General features: G+C 44.2%; 20 protein-coding genes and 1 CRISPR repeat array (1 of these 21 only partly in view). Of the genes, 14 read left to right on the forward strand and 6 right to left on the reverse strand.

Annotated elements, in window-relative coordinates; genetic code table 11:
- Window position 1: 1 nt before the first annotated feature.
- The 8 genes from dnm_RS29940 to dnm_RS29975 all read left to right on the forward strand — a co-directional run bounded on the left by dnm_RS29940 (window position 2) and on the right by dnm_RS29975 (window position 10,345).
- Window positions 2–1,645 (forward strand): cyclic peptide export ABC transporter, encoded by a 1,644-nt coding sequence (locus dnm_RS29940; RefSeq protein ID WP_207680523.1) that lies wholly within the window; start codon window positions 2–4, stop codon window positions 1,643–1,645.
- Window positions 1,646–2,008: 363 nt separating this feature from the next.
- Complete coding sequence (grpE, locus tag dnm_RS29945) at window positions 2,009–3,199, forward strand: nucleotide exchange factor GrpE (protein WP_207680524.1); 1,191 nt, start codon at window positions 2,009–2,011, stop codon at window positions 3,197–3,199.
- Window positions 3,200–3,613: 414 nt separating this feature from the next.
- Window positions 3,614–5,113 carry an Hsp70 family protein gene (locus tag dnm_RS29950; RefSeq protein ID WP_207680525.1) on the forward strand — a complete coding sequence of 500 codons (1,500 nt, stop codon included), beginning with the start codon at window positions 3,614–3,616 and terminating at the stop codon, window positions 5,111–5,113.
- 120 nt (window positions 5,114–5,233) lie between these two features.
- Entirely contained in the window at window positions 5,234–6,130 is an 897-nt protein-coding gene (locus dnm_RS29955) for an Rpn family recombination-promoting nuclease/putative transposase (protein WP_207680526.1), read from the forward strand.
- Window positions 6,131–6,561: 431 nt separating this feature from the next.
- Window positions 6,562–7,194 carry an endonuclease V gene (locus dnm_RS29960; RefSeq protein WP_207680527.1) on the forward strand — a complete coding sequence of 211 codons (633 nt, stop codon included), beginning with the start codon at window positions 6,562–6,564 and terminating at the stop codon, window positions 7,192–7,194.
- Window positions 7,172–8,629: a D-glycero-beta-D-manno-heptose-7-phosphate kinase gene (gene rfaE1, locus dnm_RS29965; RefSeq protein ID WP_246556148.1), complete on the forward strand. Its 1,458-nt coding sequence runs from the start codon at window positions 7,172–7,174 to the stop codon at window positions 8,627–8,629. The genes dnm_RS29960 and rfaE1 overlap by 23 nt, the downstream gene beginning before the upstream one ends.
- 7 nt (window positions 8,630–8,636) lie before the next feature.
- Window positions 8,637–8,957 carry a DUF167 domain-containing protein gene (locus dnm_RS29970; protein WP_207680529.1) on the forward strand — a complete coding sequence of 107 codons (321 nt, stop codon included), beginning with the start codon at window positions 8,637–8,639 and terminating at the stop codon, window positions 8,955–8,957.
- A 746-nt stretch (window positions 8,958–9,703) separates the two neighbouring features.
- Complete coding sequence (locus tag dnm_RS29975; protein ID WP_207680530.1) at window positions 9,704–10,345, forward strand: hypothetical protein; 642 nt, start codon at window positions 9,704–9,706, stop codon at window positions 10,343–10,345.
- A gap of 114 nt (window positions 10,346–10,459) precedes the next feature.
- Here dnm_RS29975 and dnm_RS29980 read toward each other — a convergent pair whose 3' ends face one another.
- From dnm_RS29980 to dnm_RS29995, 4 genes are all read right to left on the reverse strand, one after another.
- On the reverse strand, window positions 10,460–10,900 hold the full coding sequence (locus tag dnm_RS29980; protein WP_207680531.1) for a hypothetical protein: 441 nt from the start codon (window positions 10,898–10,900) through the stop codon (window positions 10,460–10,462).
- Window positions 10,901–11,060: 160 nt separating this feature from the next.
- Window positions 11,061–11,516 carry a hypothetical protein gene (locus tag dnm_RS29985; protein ID WP_207680532.1) on the reverse strand — a complete coding sequence of 152 codons (456 nt, stop codon included), beginning with the start codon at window positions 11,514–11,516 and terminating at the stop codon, window positions 11,061–11,063.
- Window positions 11,517–11,531: 15 nt separating this feature from the next.
- Window positions 11,532–12,023, reverse strand: coding sequence for an anti-sigma factor family protein (locus tag dnm_RS29990; protein ID WP_207680533.1), 492 nt, complete (start codon window positions 12,021–12,023; stop codon window positions 11,532–11,534).
- Window positions 12,020–12,625 (reverse strand): RNA polymerase sigma factor, encoded by a 606-nt coding sequence (locus dnm_RS29995; protein ID WP_207680534.1) that lies wholly within the window; start codon window positions 12,623–12,625, stop codon window positions 12,020–12,022. Before dnm_RS29995 ends, dnm_RS29990 begins: the two co-directional genes overlap by 4 nt.
- A 758-nt stretch (window positions 12,626–13,383) precedes the next feature.
- Here dnm_RS29995 and ligA point away from each other — a divergent pair.
- The 3 genes from ligA (at window position 13,384) to dnm_RS30010 (ending at window position 16,538) form a co-directional block, all read left to right on the forward strand.
- The gene (ligA, locus tag dnm_RS30000) at window positions 13,384–15,168 is read left to right on the forward strand and encodes an NAD-dependent DNA ligase LigA (RefSeq protein ID WP_207680535.1); all 1,785 of its coding nucleotides are present in this window, start codon (window positions 13,384–13,386) and stop codon (window positions 15,166–15,168) included.
- A gap of 133 nt (window positions 15,169–15,301) precedes the next feature.
- Window positions 15,302–15,736 (forward strand): hypothetical protein, encoded by a 435-nt coding sequence (locus dnm_RS30005; protein ID WP_207680536.1) that lies wholly within the window; start codon window positions 15,302–15,304, stop codon window positions 15,734–15,736.
- Between the two features lie 208 nt (window positions 15,737–15,944).
- Window positions 15,945–16,538: a hypothetical protein gene (locus dnm_RS30010; protein ID WP_207680537.1), complete on the forward strand. Its 594-nt coding sequence runs from the start codon at window positions 15,945–15,947 to the stop codon at window positions 16,536–16,538.
- Window positions 16,539–17,224: 686 nt separating this feature from the next.
- On the opposite strand, the gene dnm_RS30015 is transcribed toward dnm_RS30010, so the two are convergent.
- Window positions 17,225–17,434, reverse strand: a complete 210-nt coding sequence (locus tag dnm_RS30015; protein ID WP_207680538.1) for a hypothetical protein — start codon at window positions 17,432–17,434, stop codon at window positions 17,225–17,227.
- A gap of 131 nt (window positions 17,435–17,565) precedes the next feature.
- Between dnm_RS30015 and dnm_RS30020 the strand changes: the two genes are divergently transcribed.
- From dnm_RS30020 to dnm_RS30030, 3 genes are all read left to right on the forward strand, one after another.
- On the forward strand, window positions 17,566–19,032 hold the full coding sequence (locus dnm_RS30020; RefSeq protein ID WP_207680539.1) for an aminotransferase-like domain-containing protein: 1,467 nt from the start codon (window positions 17,566–17,568) through the stop codon (window positions 19,030–19,032).
- 113 nt (window positions 19,033–19,145) lie between these two features.
- A complete protein-coding gene (gene radC / locus dnm_RS30025) occupies window positions 19,146–19,805 on the forward strand; it encodes a RadC family protein (RefSeq protein ID WP_207680540.1) in 660 nt (219 codons plus the stop codon).
- Between the two features lie 541 nt (window positions 19,806–20,346).
- A complete protein-coding gene (locus dnm_RS30030) occupies window positions 20,347–21,513 on the forward strand; it encodes a transposase (RefSeq protein ID WP_207680541.1) in 1,167 nt (388 codons plus the stop codon).
- A 486-nt stretch (window positions 21,514–21,999) separates the two neighbouring features.
- Here dnm_RS30030 and dnm_RS30035 read toward each other — a convergent pair whose 3' ends face one another.
- Window positions 22,000–22,503: a hypothetical protein gene (locus dnm_RS30035; protein WP_207680542.1), complete on the reverse strand. Its 504-nt coding sequence runs from the start codon at window positions 22,501–22,503 to the stop codon at window positions 22,000–22,002.
- Between the two features lie 159 nt (window positions 22,504–22,662).
- A CRISPR array of direct repeats spans window positions 22,663–24,154; the repeat unit is 37 nt; unit sequence GTTTCAATCCTTGTTTTGATGGAAGTGGTTCTCAAAG (it continues 1,157 nt past the right edge of the window).

Raw genomic sequence — 24,154 nt, forward strand, 5'->3', positions numbered from 1 at the left:
AATGGCATTCTTTATTAAAAAATGGTTGAATAAATCTGATTTTTCGCATCTGTGGAAAAACGGGTCCCCGACTTCCTTCACATCGCTTGTCTGTTTCGGCGTATTGGCAGGGGCATGTGAGATCATTATTCCTGTCATCCTTTTTTATTCAACATTCAGCCCGTGTGACGGCGACTCAGAAGACAGGCTCTTTATATTATTCATTCTCACGCTCATTTTGTATATTATCGCGACCCGGGAACTGAATAAAAAACTGTTTGACTGTGTGGAAGACCGTATCGCTCATATCCGTCTGAGGCTGATAGAGCATATCAGAAATACGGATCTCTATTCTTTTGAGAAAATAGGACAGGAAAAAATTTACACAGTGCTGACATCTGATGTCAGGTCTGTGTCTGAACTTTCCAATCTGATTGCAATTTCAGGCAGAGCAATTATCAGGGTTATCACCGCGCTGATTTATCTGGCGTTTCTTTCTCCCACCGTGTTTTTTTTGGCAGTTTTGGCCGGATGTGTTGCCGGAGGATTTTATGTTCACAGCCAGATTCTCGTCAGACAGGTCATGGAACAGGTTCGGGAGCAGGAAAAAAAACTGTTTGAGGCATTCAGAGATATGTTTGACGGTTTTAAGGAACTCAAACTTAATAGCAAAAAGGATAACGATTTTTTTCATAACTGCCTCAGACACCGCAGTTCCCGGTTTCAGGAATTAAAACTCCTGGCCCATCAGCATACCATCAACAGTTATACGGTCTCTTACGGTTCATGGAAAGCTCTGCTCGTTGCCATTGTGATGATATTTCCTCTGTGGGGACTGTTTTCCGGGGATATGCTGCTTATTTTTGTGGGACTTGTGCTTCTTTTGCCCATGGCCGCGCTGATAGAAAATGTTCCCCGGTTCGTGCTGGCAGGTTTCTCTGTTCAGCGATTGTATCAGATGCAGAAAATTTTAGCAAACCTGGATGCGGAGCAGCAGGACCCGGTCAGCGAAATAGAGGAGCCTCTAGTGTTTGAAAAGCTCAGATATGAGAATATTGCTTTCATGTATGAGGAGAACGGCAGAACAGCTTTTTCAGTGGGGCCTCTGACGATCTCGGTACATGCCGGGGATATCGTGTTTATCACCGGCGGAAACGGCAGCGGCAAATCCACCCTGTTAAAGCTGATGGCAGGTCTGTATCACAGCAGTTCCGGGACGATTTGTCTGAATAACCAAAAGATAAAAATCACATCGTATCGCCACCTGTTTTCTGCTGTTTTCGCAGATTTCCATCTGTCCGACCGATTATACGGGATGACGCATATAGATAAAGAAAAAGCGGAGGAACTGCTCATGCTCGTGCAACTGGACGAAAAAGTCAAGTTCACAGGGATGGCGTTCAGCACACTCGACTTATCCTCAGGCCAAAGAAAAAGACTGGCACTGGTCATTGCTGTTCTGGAAGACAGACCCGTGTATCTCTTTGATGAATGGGCGGCTGATCAGGATCCTGATTTTCGGCAATACTTTTATGAAACTTTGCTGCCGGAATTTAAATCCCGGGGCAAAACCGTTATCGCTGTCACCCATGATGATCATTATTTTCATGTTGCCGATCAGGTATTAAAAATTGATTACGGACAGATGACGGATGAGAATCACTAGATCGAAAAGTTTCCGGACTGTGTGCGGCATGGCAGAGAAACCCGGCTTTTTTTCCCGGACAGAAGGCTTCCCCCGCCGAAAAAAGCCGGGTTTCTTCCCATATGCATCAGGCTAAGACTGCCGGACGGGGTTTGCAACCCCGTCCGAAACGTTTGTTTTCGGGGGTCGGAAAATATTTCGGACGGGGTTGCAAACCCCGTCCGGCAGATCGAAACCCGGCTTTTTTTCCCGGACAGAAGGCTCCCCCCGCCGGAAAAAGCCGGGTTTCTTCCCCGTTCGCCGTGTCTGTCCCCCGACAGCCCGAAAACTTTTCGATCTGCTGAGAATATTTAAAATACAGACCAAAAAAAGGATGAACGAGCGATGCGTTTTACGGAAAAAATAGGAAAAAGTCTGTCTTATACAAATTACGCGTTTATAAAAAAAATCACATCAGACACATGCAAAACCCTGAATAAAAATATGTGTCAAATTTTAAACAAGCTAAAAGCGGATGTGGATAAATTGGCAAGGAAAACAAAAGATAATGAGAAATCCCGGGAAGCGTTGGATTGCAGAATGCGGAGACTGGAAGAAAAACTGGAACAGCTCAACTCACGTCTGGATCAGATGAAAGATCAGCAAAACGCCGAAGAAGGGCTTCCCGAGAATTCCGAGTCAGTTTCACCTCCGTCATCCTTGGATATTGAAGCCCTGATCGCTCATGCAAAGAAAAAGGAACAGGACCAGCTCACAGAAGACAAAGAGAGAATTGATATTTCTTTAAAGGCTGCCCAGTATTGGAAGGTCCAGGGAAAAAAACTCAGAGCCGGTATTGAAACCGTAAACACTTCTGCAAAAGATATTGTTGACGGCAGTCAGAAATTATTGGAAACGCTGTCAGATGAGTTAAAAAATGAACTCCGGAACAATCAGGAAGGGCTGAACATCATCGCAAGAATGCTCAACCGTCTGGTGGAAACAGACACCCGCCTGAATGCGCTGGCTGAGGATATCATGTTTGAGGAAAATCTGAAGGAACTTGATGAGGAGGAATGGAAAACCACCCTGGAAGGAGAGACAATCAAATCTTCAGCATTGAAAAAGATAAATAAAAAGCTGAATGTTGTGGGTATGGAAAACTACAGGATTGTTTCCAATTTAAATGAAATCGCGGAGAATCGGAAAAAGGGGGTCCTGGATTTTCTCACACGACAGGTTCTGCCCATACTTGATGGCATTAATGACGGCAAAAACCATTTGATAAAACGCATCGCTGAATTGAAAGAAAAATATACGGAGAACATCGGGGAAATAGAAAACTGGTTTAAAACCTACGCGGATTTGCAGGATGTATTAACAGAATTGCTTGAAAGACTGGGCGTCCGCCGAATGGACATAGCGCCCGGCGCAACTATTGATTTTGAACGTCACGAGCCTTTTGGCGTGGAATCTGATCCTGAAATGGAGAATGAGCAAATCAGAGAAATTTCCAGAGATGGCTATGTATTCACAACTCAGGATGAAAATCTTCAGGTGCTTCGTGCTGCCCAGGTTATTGTTGTTAAAAATTGAGAATTCGTTCCCTGACAGTGCAGGAGGCGGAGCCTCCGAATACGCATTCCCAGGCAGAGCCTGGGAACGAGTAAGGTTGAGGAGAGATTTCAAATGGGTGTTGACAGTGATACAAATCCGGTTTTGGGTTTCCCTGGCAGTGCAGGAGGCGGAGCCTCCGAACACGCATTCCCAGGCAGAGCCTGGGAACGAGTAAACGAGTAAGGTTCCCTGGCAGTGCAGGAGGCGGAGCCTCCGAATACGCATTCCCAGGCAGAGCCTGGGAACGAGTAAGGTTGAGGAGAGATTTCAAATGGGTGTTGACAGTGATACAAATCCGGTTTTGGGTTTCCCTGGCAGTGCAGGAGGCGGAGCCTCCGAACACGCATTCCCAGGCAGAGCCTGGGAACGAGTAAGGGTGAGGAGAGATTTCAAATGGGTGTTGACAGTGATACAAATCCGGTTTTGGGTTTTGATTTGGGTACGACGTTCAGCGCGGTGGCAAGATGGACAGACGGGAGAGGCCCCCGGATCATCCAGAATAAAACAGGACTGGATACCACTCAGTCCGTTGTTTATCGGAATCCTGCAAATGATGAGATGATCGTGGGACGGATTGCATATCACCGGGGACTGATGAGTCCTGAAAATATGATTGTGGGCGTCAAAAGGCTTATGGATGAGACGGCTCACAATGTGCATCTCGGGGGCAAGGCATTTACGCCTGTTGAATTGTCCGCCATGATTCTGAAAAAAATTTATAATGATGCCAAATCCCAATACCCCAAAGGCGTATTCAGCAGCCGGGGCAGCGTGGTCACGGTTCCGTTTTATTTCAAAGCGCACCAGATTGACAACACCCGCCAGGCTGCTGAAATGGCGGACATTAACTGCATCGGAATCATTCAGGAGCCGATTGCCGCATCTTTGCTTTATGCGTTTCAATTGTGTGAGGAACATTCTGAACAGGAATTCAGTCAGAATATCCTGGTGTTTGATCTTGGCGGTGGTACATTTGATCTGACATTGTTTCATTTGGAGCATACGAAAACAGAACTGATTTTTGAAGTTCTCGGGGCCGGCGGAGATGACCGTCTCGGGGGAATGGATTTTGACAAATGTCTGGGAGATGTGATCCTGGAAAAAGGCGAGGTCTCCCTGCAAGGGCTGGATCCTGTATTGTTCAACAAAGCTCAGAAAAATCTGTTTGAACATGCTGTGAATGCAAAGATCGCGCTCGGTGCTTCGAGTGAATATTTTGTCGCGATTCCTTTTATCCTTCCTGATAAGCATATTGAGATTTCAATGACACGCGGTGAATTTGAAAAATCAATAATACATTATTTACATAAGATTGAGGGCATTATTGACAGCCTCTGGGCAAAGGCCGGGGTGAAGCCTTCTGAGGTGGACCGGGTGATCCGGGTCGGCGGCTCAAGTGGTATCCCGTGTGTGAAAGCTTTGTTGGATGATGTTGTGGGGGGAGAAAAAGTATGGGGAAATATTAACCCTTCCACGAGCGTTGCAGAAGGCGCGTCCATGTATGCCGCGTATCTGGATGATAAGGAGTTTTTTGACAAGGAAATTATTATTCGCACGCGGACCTGTCATGCCCTGGGTCTCAAAACCGCGGGAGATTATTTCACGGAAATTATCCCGGCAAACCGTAAAACCCCGTGTTCGGTGAAACGACTTTTTACCACAAATGAGGACAATGCCACTTCATTGGATATCGAGATTTTTCAAGGCTCGGGCAGAATCGTCAAAGCGGAAACGCACTCTCATATCGGAACAATACAGATTACGAATTTACCGCCCAGGCCTGCGGGAGAATTGGATATCGAGGTCAATTTCAAGGTGAACGAAGAACAAATATTGTCTGTTACTGTGACCGCGGAGGGACATCGCAAATCTACAACGCTTAATTATACATAGCTGCTTGTTCACCGAACATGGCTGTAAGCCTTTCGGATGGGGCTGCAAAGCCTGTTTGACAAAAAAATATTTTTACCAAATCGGAGGGAAGATTGAACCGTAATCAGGAGAGATAATATTTTGAAATTTTTACTGAGCCCGAGGCTTGACATTGTGTTCAAAAAGCTTTTTACTCAGGATACGGAAATTCTGACGGACCTTGTCAATTCCGTGCTGGATCTGCCTGAGGATCGGCAGATTCTGTCTGTTGAAGTGAAAAATCCCGCGATTCTGCCGGAAGAACTGACGAAAAAATTTATTATCCTGGATATCCGTGCGAGCGACGCACAGGGAAATCATTACGATATCGAGATGCAGGTGCGGAAATACGATTCTTATTCTAAACGGATTCTCTATTATCTGAGCAGGATGTACTCGGAACAGCTTCAATCGGGGCAGGATTATGAAAAGCTGCGTCCGGTCATCGGCATTCATTTTCTGGACTACACGGAATTTCCCGATTATGAGAAAACATTTCATTTCCGCTTCGAACTGAGAGACCGGAATCATCCTGATCTCCGCCTGACAGATGACATGTGCCTGCACATTTTCGAGCTTCCCAAGCTGAGGCGGATCGCTGAGAAATACGGGAATAAGAATCTGCTGGAATGGCTTCATTTTTTCAACCATGCGCATGAGGAGGGGGACAGAAAAATGAGAGAGCATTACACCAATCCGAAAATCCGCAAGGCGTTCGGTGTGCTGGAAAGTCTGAGCGCCGACGAACTGACCCGCCAGCAGGCGGAAATGAGGGAGAAAGCCCTGAAGGACGAGGTCTCCATGCTGGCGGCCGCGGAAAGGAAAGGAAGAAAGGTAGGAAGAGAGGAAGGAAGGTTAATCGGTGCGATACTCATGGCCCAGAGAATGCTCAGACAGACAGTGTGGTCTGAGAAAGCGCTTGAAAGCAAAAGCCTTGCCGAACTGGAAAATATTTTTGCAGAAATGGAAACTAAGCTGAATTTTCCTTCTGCAACCTGATGCATATGGGGCTTGGCCGGCCCGGCATGATGAATGCCACAAATATGCCGTTCCCACGGGGCTTGGCCAGGCCCGGCATAATGAATGCTGCAAATATGCCGCCTCCGCGGGGCCAATACTGTTGACTTAAACGTAAGCGGGTTTTCCGGTATTTTATCCGGAGTGCGAAAAATGCTTTTTCGCAATTGCAAAAATAAAATTTTTGCACTCCGGATCCGTCCGGAATTTCCTAAGTCAGCAGCATTGCCCCGCGGGGCTTGGTCAGTCCGGCATGATTTGCTGCAAATATGCCGCACCCACGGGGCTTGGCCAGCCTCCCCTGAATGCGTTATCATCAGAATCTGTTAATTTTATTTTTTTTAAATTTTTCATTTACATTTTTATGTCTTTGTCATATTTGATTTTGAAAATTAACAAACGCGGGAATAATCGTGAAATTTCACAATCAGATGATTTTAGCCACAGATGTGGATTACAGAGAAAGCAACGCGGTTGCTGCCGGTATCCTTTTTGAAAGATGGGAGAGTGAATCGCCTGTCAAAGAAATAACCGTCCGTGTCAGCAATGTCGAAGCATATGTGCCGGGACAGTTTTATAAGAGAGAACTGCCTTGTATAAAAGCGCTGCTGGATACAATTCATGACAGCATCACTTGTATTCTCATTGATGGTTATGTGTATCTGGGAAAAGACAGAAAACCCGGACTGGGCAAACATCTCTGGGATATGCTGGAGGGTCAGATTCCGGTCATAGGCGTGGCCAAGTCAGCGTTTGCAGATACTCCTGAACCTGCTGAATTAATAAGAGGAAACAGCATCAGACCCTTGTTTGTCACATCAGAAGGCATTGATGCTGAAATCGCCAGGCAATGTGTCAGGAAAATGCACGGCGAAAACAGAATACCGACGTTGCTCAGGAGGGTTGATGCGTTGTGTCGAAAGGGGCATGGGGCGAGGGGCATGGGGCGAGGGGCATGGGATTGGGAAAACATGCTGAAATTTTTTATTTTGTTGCGGCCGCAGTGCTGTCAGACTTATGTTTATGAATATTCCAAATTTCAATAAATGTCACGTCCTTGTTGTGGGCGATCTGATGCTTGATGAATATGTCTGGGGGGATGTTGACCGCATTTCCCCGGAAGCGCCTGTTCAGATTGTTTCGGTCCAAAGGGAGGATTACACCCTGGGCGGAGCGGGAAATGTGGTCAATAATCTTGTTGCCCTGGGCGCAAATGTGTCGGTTGCCGGGGTTATTGGTGACCGCAGTGACGGAAAACGTCTGATTGAGAAATTCAACGACCTCGGAGCCGATACGGGCGGGGTGATCCGGGAAACCGGCAGGCTGACCACTCGGAAAACAAGAATTATTGCGGCTCATCAGCATGTACTCCGAATTGACAGGGAAACAAAAAAGGATATTTCAGGACAAACGCTTGAATTTATCACTGAATTTATAGAGAAAAAAATACCTGTTGCTGATGTGGTGCTGATTTCTGACTATGGCAAAGGGCTGATTACAAAAGCATTGTTAAAAAGCATAACTGCTGCTGCTAAAAAACACAAAAAAATAACAATTGCTGACCCCAAAGGGTTTGATTTTTCAAAATATGCGGGAATCTCTTTGCTGACACCCAATAAAAAAGAGGCAGCCCTTGCCTCAGGCATTGAAATTACAGATGAATCTGATCTGTTGAAGTCAGGGCATAAAATTTTTGAAATTGCTGATATTGACAACCTGCTGATCACATGCGGTAAGGACGGTATGGTTCTTTTTGACCGGAACAGATCCCCGCATCAGATCAGCGCACAGGCGCGGCAGGTTTATGATGTCTCCGGTGCGGGTGACACGGTGGTGGCGATGATGGGGCTTGCCGCTGCATCAGGATTATCCTTTGAAGAAGGGGCCGCTCTCGCCAATACAGCAGCAGGTATTGTCGTGGGAAAGGTGGGAACTGCGACAGTTTCAAGGGAGGAACTCATCTTAGCTTCGCACACCCATTCTGATCATTCGCTGCTTAAACATAAATCTCTGTCTGATCTTCCGACGTTAATACAGGAATTGAAAAATAAGGGAAAACAGATTGTTCTGACCAATGGCTGTTTTGATCTTTTACACGCGGGCCATATCGTGCTTTTTTCCGCTTCAAAACAATTGGGAGATGTGCTGATTGTTGCCATAGATGATGACGCGTCCGTAAGCGCAATCAAAGGCCCCGGAAGGCCGGTCATCAGCGCAAAAGAGCGTGTCCGTATTTTAAGTGCGCTTGACAGTGTGGATTATGTGATTATATTTTCTTCAGAACAATTGAAGACGCTCATTGAAATTATAAAACCGGATATCCTCACAAAAGGCAGCAATTACACATCTGAAAAAGTTGTCGGTCATGAGCTTGTTGAACAATTCGGCGGGCGAGTTGTCCTGTTTCCCGTCAGTGAAAAAATTTCATCAACCCATATCATCAACACTATCAAAAGCAACGACGCTGTAAATGCGATCTGATGACAATATGTTATTTATACAGGAAAATTCTGACGGCGTGATGTTCAAGATATTTGTTCAGCCGAAATCTTCAAAAAATGCCATTGTGGGACTTCACGGGGATGCTCTGAAAATCAAGCTGACCGCGCCGCCGGTGGACGGGGCAGCCAATAAGATGTGTATAAAATATCTGTCAAAATGTCTTGGGATTCCAAAATCCCTGATAGAGATCAGATCAGGACATACCGGTCGGACAAAACAAATCCTGTTGCGGTATAAAAACAACAACATATCTAAAGACGAACAGGAGCATTTAAAACAATTAATAGGCTCTTTAATAATTTCTTAAAAAAGAGCTTGACATATCTTTAAAAGTAAGTTAGAAACTTATTTTTAGATGCTGATGCGGGGTGGAGCAGTCTGGTAGCTCGTCGGGCTTAACTTCACAAGATTAACAGAAGTTGAATGTTAATCGTGAAATGGGCTGTACATGAGGAAACTTGTGTGCGATTACCTATCAAATTCGGGGAACCCTTTAATATGGCAATCCCGAGCCAAGCTTTGACAAATTGTCAGAGAAGGTGTAGAGACTAAACGGTAGGCACCTAATTCCTATATGGAGATGGTGAAGAGATAGTCCAGACCACAAACTTTATTTAGGCAGTGAAAACTGTGGTGGTAAGCATAACCCGAAGGTCGTTGGTTCGAATCCAGCCCCCGCTACCATAAAAATTAAAGGGATTACGTTTTATAAAAAGCGTAATCCCTTTTTTTATTGTATGGGAAATTCTAAAATTCGTCTTCTCTACAGGGATTTCATATAAGAAACGGGATTCATAAGAAACGCTCATAAAAAAGCCGGGTTTCTCACCCCCGGTCATGAAAATATGTGGTGGGAACAGACAAAAAACCCGGCTTTTCCGAATGTATTTTCATGGTAACGGATTTAATCCATTTCTTATAATCCTCTTCTTATATAAAATCCTTGTAGCGAAAAATATGAAATCCGGCAACAATTACAAGGAAGAGAGATAAGAAAAGGAAGAAAACTTCCCGTTCTTATCTCTTTTCCCTGTACTTTTTTCCTTCAAAAAAATGATAAATTCCGTAAAATACAAGCGATCCCTGATCATAGGAATGCTGCTTTCAGAAAATTCATATTCTCGTCAGATAAAGAGCCAAAATGGTAAGTTACTGGCCGAACTTACTGTTTGTCACGACCCTGAGCAGGCGGATTTGGCGCATTGGAAAGCTGATGAAATAAACAGGCTTTTTGACAGCCATGTGATGGTCAGAGAATATGATGATGATAAAATCGGATTTTCTGTTATCAGGGGCAGGCGCATCCGGGTAATACACAAATGGTTTCATCGGTGCGGTAAAAAAGCCATTACCAACAAGATCAGCTTTATGGATCATCCCGTGGGCATGGCAATGCTTCTTTGTGATATGTCTTTTGTGAAGAAATCAGAAAAATCAGAGCCTTGTATTTCAATAGCTTTGCCCTGTTTTTCAAAGGATGATGTGGGAAGACTTCTGGCACATATCAGGAAGTTCTGCGGGGCAGATGGATATCTCAGTGATGAAAGGTGGGAATGTCGGGAACTAATTTTCGATGCTGAAAACAGCGAAAACCTCTGGGATTATATAAGTCTCTGGATACCGAAAGTTCCGTCTGTGCTGGACAAATTTTCATTTATTGGGGAAAAATACGGGCTTAATCAGGGGGATCCGTGAGTGGAGGGATTTATAACCTGGCGGACTAATTTCACTCCCGGAGGGACTGAGATATCTTAGCAAAAGGAATGCCAAAGTATAGCCAAAGTGCAACTTTGGCACTCCTTTTTCGGATTATCGTCGGGAACCTGTCCATACACGATCTTCAACCCAGTAACCTGGCTCATTTTCAATTTTGATCCATTTCCCGCGAACCCATTTGCCTCTGCGGTTATAATGTCCCGGATTCCAAACCTTTTTATAAGTCGGCGGAACCCATACCTTTCTGATTTCCCAATGCCCCCGACGATGGGGATGCCTCGGACGCTTCGGGCAATCATAAACAGGGGACGGCGCATAATGATCACGATAAACCTTATCTTTTCTGACAGGTATTGTCGCATTAGACCGGTCGCGTTGGGAATTATTAATGATGGCGCTTCCAAGTATGGCAGCTCCGATACCAATGGCGACCCCCTCCCACCGATGCCGCTGTTTGGAACCGGCCCAGGCCGGGGGAGTCAGAAGACAGACACATACAGCGATTGCGATCATTGCAATAAACATTTTTTTCATTTTGTACCTCCTTTATAACGGGTGTTAGGTGTTAAGTGTTAGGTGTTAGGTGTTAGGTGTTAGGTGTTAGGTTCGGAAGTTTCAGCTTTATTTTTCCTAACACCTAACACTTAACACCTAACACCTTTTAAATCCTTAGACACCGTTTTTCAAAAAAAGTTCAAAAAGAATTTGAAATATTAAAAAGCAGGTATCCCCCCTTGTATTTTGGCCCTCCCACGGTAATCGCCCCGGGGTTCAGAAGCTGGATCACGGTCTGAAATATTTGCCGATTTTTTTTAAAAAGCTCAAGCCGGAGTTCGGTCCGATTTCCCCTTATCCCTATAGGAGTGATCTTTAATACCCTGTTTTCCGGGAGAGAAGCTCTGCCGGTTTTTTTCATGCCCACAGTCATGTTGTTCTGACTGAGAAGCCGGTATGAAGAATATTTAAAAACCGACTGAAGTTCTTTAATCAGATCAGATAAACGGGGATCGGCAAATTTGGCATTCTGAGAAGCCAGCACTGTTTTGACCACAATATTGATTTTTGGTCCGGCAGCCCCGAGCGGATCTGCCAGCCCCATCATCAGAACAGATGACAAGAATAACACGATGATATATTTTCTGAGTCTCATTTTTCGCTCCTGAAATTAAAATGTCTCATTAAACCAGATAATTGTCTGGTGAGATTCAGGTGTCTCTAAAATCATAACAGATGCAATGTCCCCCGTAAAGGAGCTTACAATGGCGCTGGGGCCGGCTACGGAAGCAGGCGGTTTGGTAAAAGAAAAAAACAAGATAAGAATCGCCGTTGCCATGGCCGGAATAAAAAATTTTTTGAGAGAATTGAGAATTGAGAATTGAGAATTGAGAATTGGAATCAGACTTTCAAGTTTCGAGTTTCGAGTTTCAAGTTTCGAGATTATACGATATTCGAAATCATCGGGTATGGCCTGGGAAACGGATTTGTCAAGACTGTCCGTAAACAGGGCGGAGAGGGATTCATTCTCCTGCAATGCTTTCTGACAGGAAGGGCAGTCTCTGAGATGTTCAGTCATTTGGGCGCGTTCATCCGGCCTGAGTTCCTTATCAAAGAACTTATTTAACAGGATCGGATCACATTTTCTGCGGCTTTTTTTCATGGCTTGTTCTCCTCATCCATGTATTCTTTCAGGAGTTCTTTTAATTTTTTTCGCGCGTAAAAGAGCCGGGAACTCACTGTTCCTCTTTTGATTTTCAGGGTCCTGGCAATTTCATCGTAGGAAAGGCCCTCGGCCTCTTTGAGGACAAAAACAGCCCTTGCGTCTTCCGGCAGTTTCCGGAGTGTTTCCCATATGATTTTTTCAAATTCCTTTTTTTGATAAAGACTCTCCGGATGATAATCATCTGTCCCCAGTTCCGGGTAATCCCCGCCCTCATCACTTTCAAGAGGCTGGTGATGCCACCTGAACCTCCGCTTCCATCTTCTCTGCCAGTTAAGGCACTGGTTGACAGTGATGCGGCGGAGCCAGGTTGAAAGCTTTGCATCTTGTCTGAATGTATGGATATTTTGCCAGACCTTCAGAAAAACCTCCTGAACGATATCCAGACTTTCCTCTTTTTCCAAAGTGATACTGTATGCAATACCAAAAAGTTTGGTCTGATATTGCTGAATAAGAACACGAAACGCCTCCTCATCCTTCTGTTTCAGGAGAGATATCAGCCGGGCTTCGTCCCATAACTTTGTATTTACTTTATTAGACACCGATTATCGAGAAAAACTCATTTTTAAGTTTGATTTTTTACAAAATCCGACATTCAAATATTGAAATACATAAGTAACCCAAAATGGTCAACACAAAATATGGGGAAGGAACATCATGAAAGGCGCGACAGATCTTTTTTTAAAAAATTGCAAAATATGAAAAATAGTATTATGGTATTTGTTTGTCTGAACAGGGCGTAAGCGTTTATTAATTGTTTTAAAAGCAACAGGTTAATCCTGTTAATCTTTTAATCCTTAAATCAGGGTTCAGACAACATGAAAAGAATTTCATACTGGCTTACCATGAAAACATAACTGAAAAACCGGATTTTTCAGGCGGGTCTCTTTTCATCTCCGGGGGAAAAACCCGGTTTCTTTTCATGAACGTTTAATTAAGTACCTGATCACTCGATGTACAAGTTTTTTTCTGTCATTCCTGCGAAAGCAGGAATCCACTGCTCCCGGAAGCGCCGTATATGCCCAAAATGGATTCCTGCTTTCGCAGGAATGACAGGCTGTTTACTCGAACCGGGTCAAAAAACTTGAACATCGAGTGATCAAAAGTTTTTTATACAATTTTTTTTCCGAGCGGCAGAGAAACCCGGCTTTTTCCTTTGTCGGAGAAGCATCATTCCGGAAAAAATCCGGGTTTCTTTCCCGGGCAGATATTAAAAACTTATGGTTAGGTACTTATCTGATTATAAAAGAAGAGACACAGCAATCCTGTTCTGCGATTTAAAAAAAACGAAAAGGAGGGTATGATGAGACATGTCAATAAGATATTGCTGATATTTCTGGTTATGATTCACGCCTTGGCAATGAACGCTCTGGCGACAGATCAGGAATTTGCCAAAAAAAGAATTCAGAAATTAAGTTCGGAGATCACCAGACATGATTATTTGTATTATGTCTTGGGAAAGCCTGAAATATCTGACAAAGCATATGACCAACTTTTTGACGAGCTTGTCAGGCTTGAAAAAGAATTTCCCGATCTTGTTTTGCAGGACAGCCCCTCAAAGAGAGTCGGATCCGAACTGGATAATGCCTTTCCTCAGGTTCCGCATAATCCGCCTATGCTGAGTCTGGAGAAATGCTATTCAGCAGAAGAGGTTATTTCATGGGCAAAGAAAACTCAGGCAAAAGCCGGAGAAAAACTCTCTTTTGTTTTGGAAGAGAAAATTGACGGCACTGCCATTGAACTGATTTATAAAGAAGGCGTTTTAATCTGCGCATCAACCCGGGGGAATGGTAAAACAGGTTATGATATCACAAACAACGCGCGTACCATCAGACCCCTTCCGCTCAGATTGAACCCCCCCCTTTCTTTTACTGTCCGAGGTGAGGTGTTTATTAAGAAAGCAGATTTTGCCAGACTTGTCAGGGAAAGCGGGGCCTCTTATGACAGTGCCAGAAATCTGGCAGCCGGTGCGCTGAGAAAAAAGAACAGTTCGGAGACAGCGAAAATCCCCTTGGATATTTTTCTGTTTGAAGCAGTATGCGGGGATACAGATGACAAAACCGCTCATTCAGATTTGCTCGTCTTATTAACCGAACTGGGCTTCAGAACCAATCCCAACCATCAGACAGTCAGCAATATCTCTGATATTAAAAAATATATCGAAGATGCCATATTGAGAAGGGACACACTGGCGTATGAAATTGACGGCCTTGTGGTGAAGGTCAATGAAATGCGGACCAGAAAAAGCCTTGGCAGTACCGAACGTTTTCCCAGATGGGCGGTCGCGTACAAGTTCAAATCCCCTGAAGATGAGACTGTTGTTGAAAGTATAGATTTGCAGGTCGGTCGTCTGGGACGAATAACACCCGTGGCAAAACTTCGTACTGTCAGGATCCGCGGAACGGACATCACCCGTGCCACGCTTCACAATCAGGATTATATCAGCCAGTTGGAGCTGGCAGTGGGAGATACAGTGAAAATATCCAGAAGAGGTCATGTCATCCCCGCGGTGGACCAGGTTGTTGAAAAAAACACACTGGGAAATGCCATTTTTCAAATGCCGACAAAATGCCCTGTATGCAAAACCCTTTTAAAAATAAAGGGCAAACATCATTTTTGTCCCAACACGGACTGCCCGGAACAGGTTAAGGCCAGGCTGATCTGGTTCTCAAAAAAAATGAAGATTAAATATCTCGGTCCCAAAACCACGGGTCTCCTTATTTCTCAGAAACAAATTCAATACCCGGAAGATATTTACACGCTCAGTGCGGAAGACCTGAAAAATTTGAAAGGCTTGGGAGAGAAGAAGAGCGGTTCGATTGCTGCCAGCATCGAGAAGAGTAAAAACAACCCGTTTCAGGTGGTGCTTTTTGCCCTCGGAATCAGAGGACTTGGAACAAAGAATATCCGGCTGCTGACAACAGCGGGACTTGATTCGGTTGACAAAATTTTAAAGGCCGGAACACGCGGTCTTTCTCAGATAAAAGGAATAGGGAATCACACGGCTTCTCAGATCATCAGCGGATTCACGCCCCGAATCATGAAAACGGTCAAGGCGTTGAAAAACGCGGGGTTAGCACTTTAGAACCTCAGCGATTCAGACCGTTACAGCCGACAAGCTGATAACGGACCTGATTATATCAGAGACTCATGATCGGAATAATCTCCCGGTCACAAAAATATACTGACACTTAACACCTGACACATATTTTAAAACAATGAATCCTCCAATCATTCCGGCTGATAAAAAACTTAGAAAGCAAACTATTGTTGCCTTGCTTATCTGTATTCCTATCGGGTTATTTCTGATACAAAGTTTGTCTGCTTATATTGAGGAGTTTGAATCCCTGATAGCCACTGATATTGAACTGGCGACGGTGAAGATCAAAAAGCTTCTGACCATCATTACAGTTATCAATGCGATTTTTTCTTCAGCATTGGCCTTGCACCTTAGTTCTCTTGCAATAAAAATTCTGAAATCAGGTTGTTATCCGCCCCCGGGGATGCGGGTGATCAAAGACACGCCGCTTCAGATAGGGAAAAAAGCAAAAAATATAGGAACAGCACTTATTTTCACTGCCCTCTTGATTTTGTCAACAAATATTATTTTATGGTATGTGCATGTAATGCTTGATCAGTTGATAAGTATCTGACTATAAGTTTTCGATATCTGAACGGGAAAGAACCCCGTCAAAATATTCAGCAGCCGGAAATCAGTATGTTCCGGGAAGAGGCGTCCTGTTTCCGGAGAGGCGGTATTCAGCTAATTTTTTATATATACACAAATAGTTATGATGTATTATTCATTCTGAATTCGACCTTCCGTTATCAGAAAACCAAAAAGATGCAATGGGTGACACGATGTTTTATGCAGGTGTAAAATTCGGAGAGAATGCGGATTTCACAAGCGTTGTTATTGTGGAAAAAACACTGAAAAATTTAAAAAAGTATTATATTTTAAGAGAGATAAAGCAGTTCTCCTCAGACACGGATTATCGTGAAATTGAAAATGAAATCATTAAAATATACAATGACAGAAAATTTATTGTAAGTAAGCGTGTTTTCAGTCAGGACAAAAGACCGGCAAAGACCATCAAAGCGCATCCCGCCATTGTTGTCAGTTTCACTGGAACGGATACCCGTCAGGCAGACAGCCTGAGAAAAAGAAAAATACCGGCCGAGGCTATCGCCATATGCGACGGGGATAGCTGGCGAAAAGAAGATTACGGGCCCATATGCCTAGGGAATAATTACTATGTGCCCCAAGGTGATCTGATACGGAACTTATCCGCGGTATTTGGACAACACCGCCTGGTCATTGAGACTGAAATCCCGTTTGCAGAAAATCTGATCAAAGAACTTAACGGATCCGAATTAAAAGAAGAAAGTCTTATTTCAGCCTTGTCAATGCCCATATGGTTTTGTGAAAATATTCGGGTTATAAAACGGTATTAAGCAGAAGGAGTGCAAAAATTTTATTTTTGCGGAGCAGAAGGAGTGCAAAAATTTTATTTTTGCGGAGCAGAAGGAGTGCAAAAATTTTATTTTTGCGGAGCAGAAGGAGTGCAAAAATTTTATTTTTGCGGAGCAGAAGGAGTGCAAAAATTTTATTTTTGCGGAGCAGAAGGAGTGCAAAAATTTTATTTTTGCGGAGCAGAAGGAGTGCAAAAATTTTATTTTTGCGGAGCAGAAGGAGTGCAAAAATTTTATTTTTGCGGAGCAGAAGGAGTGCAAAAATTTTATTTTTGCGGAGCAGAAGGAGTGCAAAAATTTTATTTTTGCGGAGCGAGCGAAGCGATGCGAGAGTGGCCATCATTTTATCTTTTTTGCGGGACGGGGTTTAAGAATGCGGGACGGGGTTGCAAACCCATATGCATCAGGCTAAGATTACAACCTACTGTTTTTATTAAGTCTGATTTTGCCGGACGGGGTTTGCAACCCCGTCCGGAATATTTTCCGGATCGCCGCCCGCAAACGTTTCGGACGGGGTTGCAAACCCCGTCCGGCAGCCGTCCCGCATTCTTAGCCTGATGCATATGGGTTGCAAACCCCGTCCCGCAAAGGAAAAAAGCCGGATTTCTTTCCCGTGCAACTATCGAAAATTTATGGTTAGGCACTTATGACTTTATGATTTAAACGAGTTAAGCAAGTCCTATTGCAATCAGAACTGAGATAACGATCCAAAAACCAGCCTTGATTTTTCCGGCATACGCGGGCATGTCAGAATTGCTAAAATGATATGTTTTCAAAAGATGCGTTTTTCCTGGCGCGGCATACAGTTCTGCTGAATCCTCGGGCCGAACCAGAAACAACAAAAATTTGCATAACGCGGATATGTTTTCTTCTTTCATCCTGTGACCTCCGACTGGTTTAAATTATTCATAAATTTTTTCTGCTCAAACATTTTGACACAGCCTAATGGTTCTGATAAATAATAACAGATACAGTTTGTTTAAAATTTAAGCATAACAGATGGGGGCAAATGGGAACGGTCAGTTTTCTAAAGGAAAAACCGAATTTTCAATATCTCAGGCTGGCAAATGAAATTGAATCCAAAATTATGGAAGGTGAATACGCGGCCGGAGACAAACTTCCTTCTCTGAGAAAACTGCATAAACAACTGAGGCTCAGTATCTCCACTGTATATCAGGCATATATCGAACTGGAACGGCGGGGAATTGTGGAAGCCCGCACGAAATCCGGATTTTATGTCAGACCTTTTTTGTATAATGTGTTGCCCTCTCCGAAATTAGAAAAACAAAAAAACGCGACACCGAAAAGAGTCAGTGTGAACGCTGTGGCAAATGCAATTGTCGAAGCCATGAGCGATTCGGACATCCTGCAGCTCGGCGGCGCTGTTCCCTCCTCCGAACTCCTGCCGTTCAAACAGCTTTCCAGAACATTAAAATCCGTGTCATCACAAGAGATGAAGTCGCTTATGCTGACCTATGAGCATCCCTCCGGAAATCCCGAACTCAGACGACAGATCGCAAAAAGAACCCTGGGGCTTTCCGAAAAAATAACCGCGGATGAAATCATCACGACAAATGGCTGCATAGAAGCCATCAGTTTATGTTTAAGGGCAGTGGGAAAAGCCGGAGATACAATTGCAGTGGAATCTCCCACATATCATGGCTTTTTGCAGCTCATCGAAGACCTGGGCATGTATGCTTTGGGGCTCCCCACGGACTTAACCAGCGGCGTTGACTTAAACTGTCTTGAAAAGGCTCTGGATCGCAACACGGTCAGAGCATGTCTGTTTAACCCGAATTTTCAGAATCCGCTCGGGTTTGCCATGCCGGATGAGAAAAAACAAAAACTGGTGGCATTGCTGAATCACAAAGACATACCTGTTATTGAGGATGACCTTTGCGGGGACCTGCATTTCGGAGAAAAACGCCCTGCCACGCTGAAATCTTTTGACAAGAAAGGGCTGGTTTTATATTGCGCTTCTTTCTCAAAAACCCTCGCCCCGGGTCTGAGAGTCGGCTGGACAATGCCGGGAAGATACACGGACGCTGTAAGACGGCTCAAGCTGAATACATGTTTGGCCTCTGCAAAATTAAATCAGGCAGTCATTGCCAATTTTCTGAAAAGCGGCTCTCATGACAGACATCTGAGAAGACTGAGGAACGCGTTGAAAAATCAGATGAGCAATACGGCCCTGGCCATTGCACGCTATTTTCCCAAAGGGACCAAAATCACATCCCCCAAAGGCGGGCTTCTTTTGTGGGTGCAGTTAGATGAGGCGGTTGACAGCCTGGCATTGTATCAGGAAGCAAGAAAACAGCGCATTTCGATCCTCCCGGGGGTTATTTGTTCAAGTTTGGGTAAATATAAAAATTGTATCCGTCTCAGTTGCGGGCATCCGTGGAGCGAAAAATTGGAAAAAGGCATTATGACGCTGGGGCAGATCATCTCCGAATCAGAGAAACCGCCAAAAACATAGGCGTATGCAAACTAACCCGTCTGAAAATCTCATTTTTTGAAGGAGGCAAAATATTTCTCAGAAACTGTAACCCTGTCTCAGACTTCCGCAAAGGAGGGAAAAAAGCTGATAAAATGAAAAAAATTAAAGAATTACCGGAATTCAGCCGTCCTCGTGAAAAACTGAAGGAAAAGGGCGAACATGCGTTATCAGACATTGAACTGATAGCTGTTATTTTAGGAAGCGGCAACAAGGGCCAGGATGTCCTGTCTCTTGCTTCAAAAGTCGCGAGATTGCTTGTGAAACATAAGGGAAGCATATCTTTCGACATGCTCATGAATGTCGGAGGCATTGGTCTTGCAAAAGCATCGCAGATTTTAGCGAGCTTTGAACTGGCAAGGCGATACATCGTCAAAGAATCCATCAGAATTTCAGAACCCCGTGAGGTCGTGCCGCTGCTTACCGACATCGCAGACAAGCAGCAGGAATATTTCGTCTGCATTTCGCTAAACGGGGCAAATGAAGTCATTGAAAAAAGGATTGTCACCGTGGGACTGCTGAATAAAACCCAGGTGCATCCGCGGGAAGTCTTCGCAGATGTCATTACAGACCGGGCCGCTTCTGTTATTTTATCCCACAATCACCCCTCGGGCGAACTCAGACCCAGCAACAGCGATCTGAAAATTCATCATCAGCTGACAGAGGCCGGAAAAATACTCGGGATTACAGTGCTGGATCATATTATCATCTCCAAAAAAGGATACTATAGTTTCCAGGAACAAGGCATAATTTAGACCCGGGGTTTTCAGAAAAACCTCTGAAAGCGTGTTTGAAAAGTAAAGAATATGAGTAATCATAAGTGGCTGTTTTTTTTGCCACGAAGGCACGAAGGTTCACGAAGTCTCTTTGTGTCACTTTGTGGCTTCGTGCCTTTGTGGCTCATCTTTTTGCAGCGAAGACACCGGGAGCCTGTCCGAAAAGTAATCAGACAAGGCGATTTTATTACAACCCGTGGAGGATCCCCGGTTCACTGCCATTAAGTTAAGCTTCCGGAGTGCGAAAATTATTTTTCGCATCCCTGCCGGAAACTCTTTTTGCCACCCCGGATGAGTCTTAACTTAACTAAAGTATACCACTCTTTTTATTCTTGTTATTTATTATCAGTAAGTTACAAAACACTTTTTGATCACATGTTATGCAACTTATTGAATATAAAATATTTATTTCCGGTCTCCGTATTTCTGTATTTTTTCTTGCTTTTTCGCTCTCATATTCTGTATATAATAATTGAGGTATATACTGAAATTTCAACAGAAAAAAAAAGGAGATGATAAAATGGGCAGAAGAGCAAAAAAAACAAAATGTTCGGGACTGATCAGACGGCTGACCGGCAGAACTCTGAGATTTCTCGTTATCGGAGCCGGTTTTCCTTATCACAAATCTCCGCATCTGTATCAGCGGATATGGGTTTTCATTCTTCTCCCTTTTTTGGAGGAGGACACACTTAACGAACTCAGCGGAAAATACGGCGGAGGTCTTCGCACACTTTACCGACTTCTGATGCGGCACCCGGAAGCATTTGAAAGACTGCTCCGCATGCTGGCCATGCCCCTGTTTTTCGAACTCCTCCGGAATTTCGGCATTTCCGACGCCACGACACGGAGCCGCAGACGGATCCGGATCATTTTTGACGACACAAAAGCCGAGAAATCCGGTAAGTATATGGAATTCATTCATAAATTTTTTGACAACGCCAAAGACCGTTACATCATGGGCTGCAATTTCGTCCTCATGCTGGCAGTTTCCGGCGACACGGTGATCCCGCTCTCCTTTGTTCTGTGGCTGCCTGCGGAGCATCCTGACCATCGCCCGAAAAACGATATCGTGCGGGACGAGATTATGCGCCTGAAGAAAGCATGCGACATCCGGGGCTGCGACCTCGGAGAGGTCGAACTCCTTTTCGACAGCGCGTATCATGTGCAGAAAGTTATGAATGCCGCCGATGCCGCCGGATTCCGAATTGTCAGCAAAGCTGACAACAGACATAAATTCGAATTTGAGGAGGAACTGCTGACGCCGTCGGAAATTATAGAAAAGGTGGCGGAACGTCAGTGGAAATATCTGGAAAAAGATCATTTTTATCAGCGGATTAAGGCACATCACCATGTTTATGGCGAAGTGGTTCTCATACTCCGCCGACGCCGCCTGAGTAACGGAAAAACCATCTGTGACGTGCTTATCTGCAACAAATCTTTCTACAATGCGGTGAGAATTCACAAATGCTATAAGAGACGATGGAAAATCGAAATGCATTTCAAATATTACAAGCAATATCTGCTGCTTGGCAAATCCGGATTCCGGAAAATCGGTTCGATCCGATCTCATCTGTCGTGCGTTGCAACAGCGGGTCTGATCGCGGGTCTTTTCCGTCATCAGTTTCCCCGGAAAATAAGTTTCCTCACGGCGGTAAAGCTGCCCAGGAGGGAACTATGGGACGTATAACCATTTCATTTCAATAACTTGCATCTAATTTTCCAAAAATAAGTTCCATAACATACTGATATTAAATATGTAGAATTAAAAAACGATTATACTTTAGTTACGTCACTCCCGATGCTTATTTCTCCACAGGTCCGGCCTTTCTGACACTTAAAGAAGCCGTTAACGAAAAAGGCGAACTGTCTGTTCATCTTGTCACCCGTGCGAAGAATAATTATGTGGGATACCTTGTCCCCGAAGACAGTTCGGAAAAGAGGTTCCGGGAAAAAGACAAAGGAAGGGCCGACAAAGCCCCGTAAGAGCGGCAAATATGCCGCCCTTAAGGGGCTTGCTCGGCCCTTCCCTAAAGCTGTTCTAATCAGGTTTTTTGATCCGATCCGGCCGGACAGCCTGTCATTCCTGCGAAAGCAGGAATCCACTGCTCCCCGAAGCATGCCATCTGCCAAAAATAGATTCCTGGTTTCGCAGGAATGACAAAAAAAAATTTTATTATCGAGTGTTAGGTGTATCTGTTGGTTCGGTCTTAATTTTTTTGGGCATTCCAAGCAATATCCAGCCTTTAGGCTCTTCAGCAACAATCCATTCTTTAGCAACAGGGTGACTGGCAAAGTACAGACTGTTGTTTACACGAAGAAGATAAAAATATTTGTACGGATCATATGGTCCGTACTCCCAGACTGATTTGTTGAATTCAAGAACACCATTTTCAAAATTGGCTATCCGTTTCAGAACCCATGATGTGATATCTCCCCTTGCATAGTAAACAATATCAAAGCGTCCGTCAGCACGCTTCCTGATCGTGAGGTGTACGACGCCATCATGCCAGTATGAGGAATCCCATTGACCGGTAATGTCAGCCTGCCTGACAAGCCATTGACTGAGCCTGGGCGAAAGATCAGATGAATCAATTTCTGCTCCGAGAAGTTCTTTTTCAATTACTTCAGTGCTTAACTCGTTTACCCAGCTTGGGCTAATGTCAGACTGCTTTTGCAAAACCTGGCTCTCATGGTAGCTGCAACCACAAAAAATAACGATCAAAAAAAGAATATATCTCATTTTCATAAACCTGTTAATAAGCCCTCGAATAAGCCTTTCCTATCCGGTTCAGTATTGGTTGTTAAGGAGATAACTCTTTAATTTTATTTATATATCATTTCAATCCTTGTTTTGATGGAAGTGGTTCTCAAAGAATTTTGAACTCTAATTTTTCAGCCCCTGCCGGGTGTTTCAATCCTTGTTTTGATGGAAGTGGTTCTCAAAGAAGTTTGATCTGATTATTTGTGACGAGGCTCACCGTAGTTTCAATCCTTGTTTTGATGGAAGTGGTTCTCAAAGTCACCAATGTCAGATGCTTTCCCTGCCTCTGTATGTTTCAATCCTTGTTTTGATGGAAGTGGTTCTCAAAGATTTTGCGGCCTCGGCATGATATTCGGAGAGATCATGTTTCAATCCTTGTTTTGATGGAAGTGGTTCTCAAAGAATTTTGAACTCTAATTTTTCAGCCCCTGCCGGGTGTTTCAATCCTTGTTTTGATGGAAGTGGTTCTCAAAGAAGTTTGATCTGATTATTTGTGACGAGGCTCACCGTAGTTTCAATCCTTGTTTTGATGGAAGTGGTTCTCAAAGTGACCGGCTTCGGCTCGGAAAAATATTGCTATCTGGGTTTCAATCCTTGTTTTGATGGAAGTGGTTCTCAAAGCTGGCAAAACCCACACTTCCCTCTTGATAGCGTGTTTCAATCCTTGTTTTGATGGAAGTGGTTCTCAAAGACTATCAGAATGCTGACGCCCCGGGAAGAGGCATATGTTTCAATCCTTGTTTTGATGGAAGTGGTTCTCAAAGCGCCAATCCTCATATTGCAGCTTGCCCGGAAAAGGGTTTCAATCCTTGTTTTGATGGAAGTGGTTCTCAAAGGAGGAGTGGATAGTGATGCAGATCGCCGAGGCTCTCGTTTCAATCCTTGTTTTGATGGAAGTGGTTCTCAAAGCGAGCTTTCAGCAGTCACTTCCGGTTCCTCAGCCTCGTTTCAATCCTTGTTTTGATGGAAGTGGTTCTCAAAGTAAGGCGGAGCGTGATGCTGATATTTTTGTCCTCAAGTTTCAATCCTTGTTTTGATGGAAGTGGTTCTCAAAGCTTCGGAGCGTGCGGCGATAGAGGAATCCTATCACGGTTTCAATCCTTGTTTTGATGGAAGTGGTTCTCAAAGTGACAATTATCCTCAATCCCATCCTTGATAACGCTGGTTTCAATCCTTGTTTTGATGGAAGTGGTTCTCAAAGCCGGAAGATGTGTATTATGAGATTGTGACGGCCCAGTTTCAATCCTTGTTTTGATGGAAGTGGTTCTCAAAGCCGGAAGATGTGTATTATGAGATTGTGACGGCCCAGTTTCAATCCTTGTTTTGATGGAAGTGGTTCTCAAAGGAACTGTTTCCGAGTGTCCGCAGAACATTGGGAAGTTTCAATCCTTGTTTTGATGGAAGTGGTTCTCAAAGGGATACGAACATCCCGGAATGCCCCGGTTTTTTATGTTTCAATCCTTGTTTTGATGGAAGTGGTTCTCAAAGCCGGACGAAACGACTTTCCTCATGAATGTCATGGGGTTTCAATCCTTGTTTTGATGGAAGTGGTTCTCAAAGCGATGTG

Origin of the sequence: Desulfonema magnum (assembly GCF_017377395.1) — a bacterium.
Lineage (GTDB): Bacteria > Desulfobacterota > Desulfobacteria > Desulfobacterales > 4be13 > Desulfonema_C > Desulfonema_C magnum.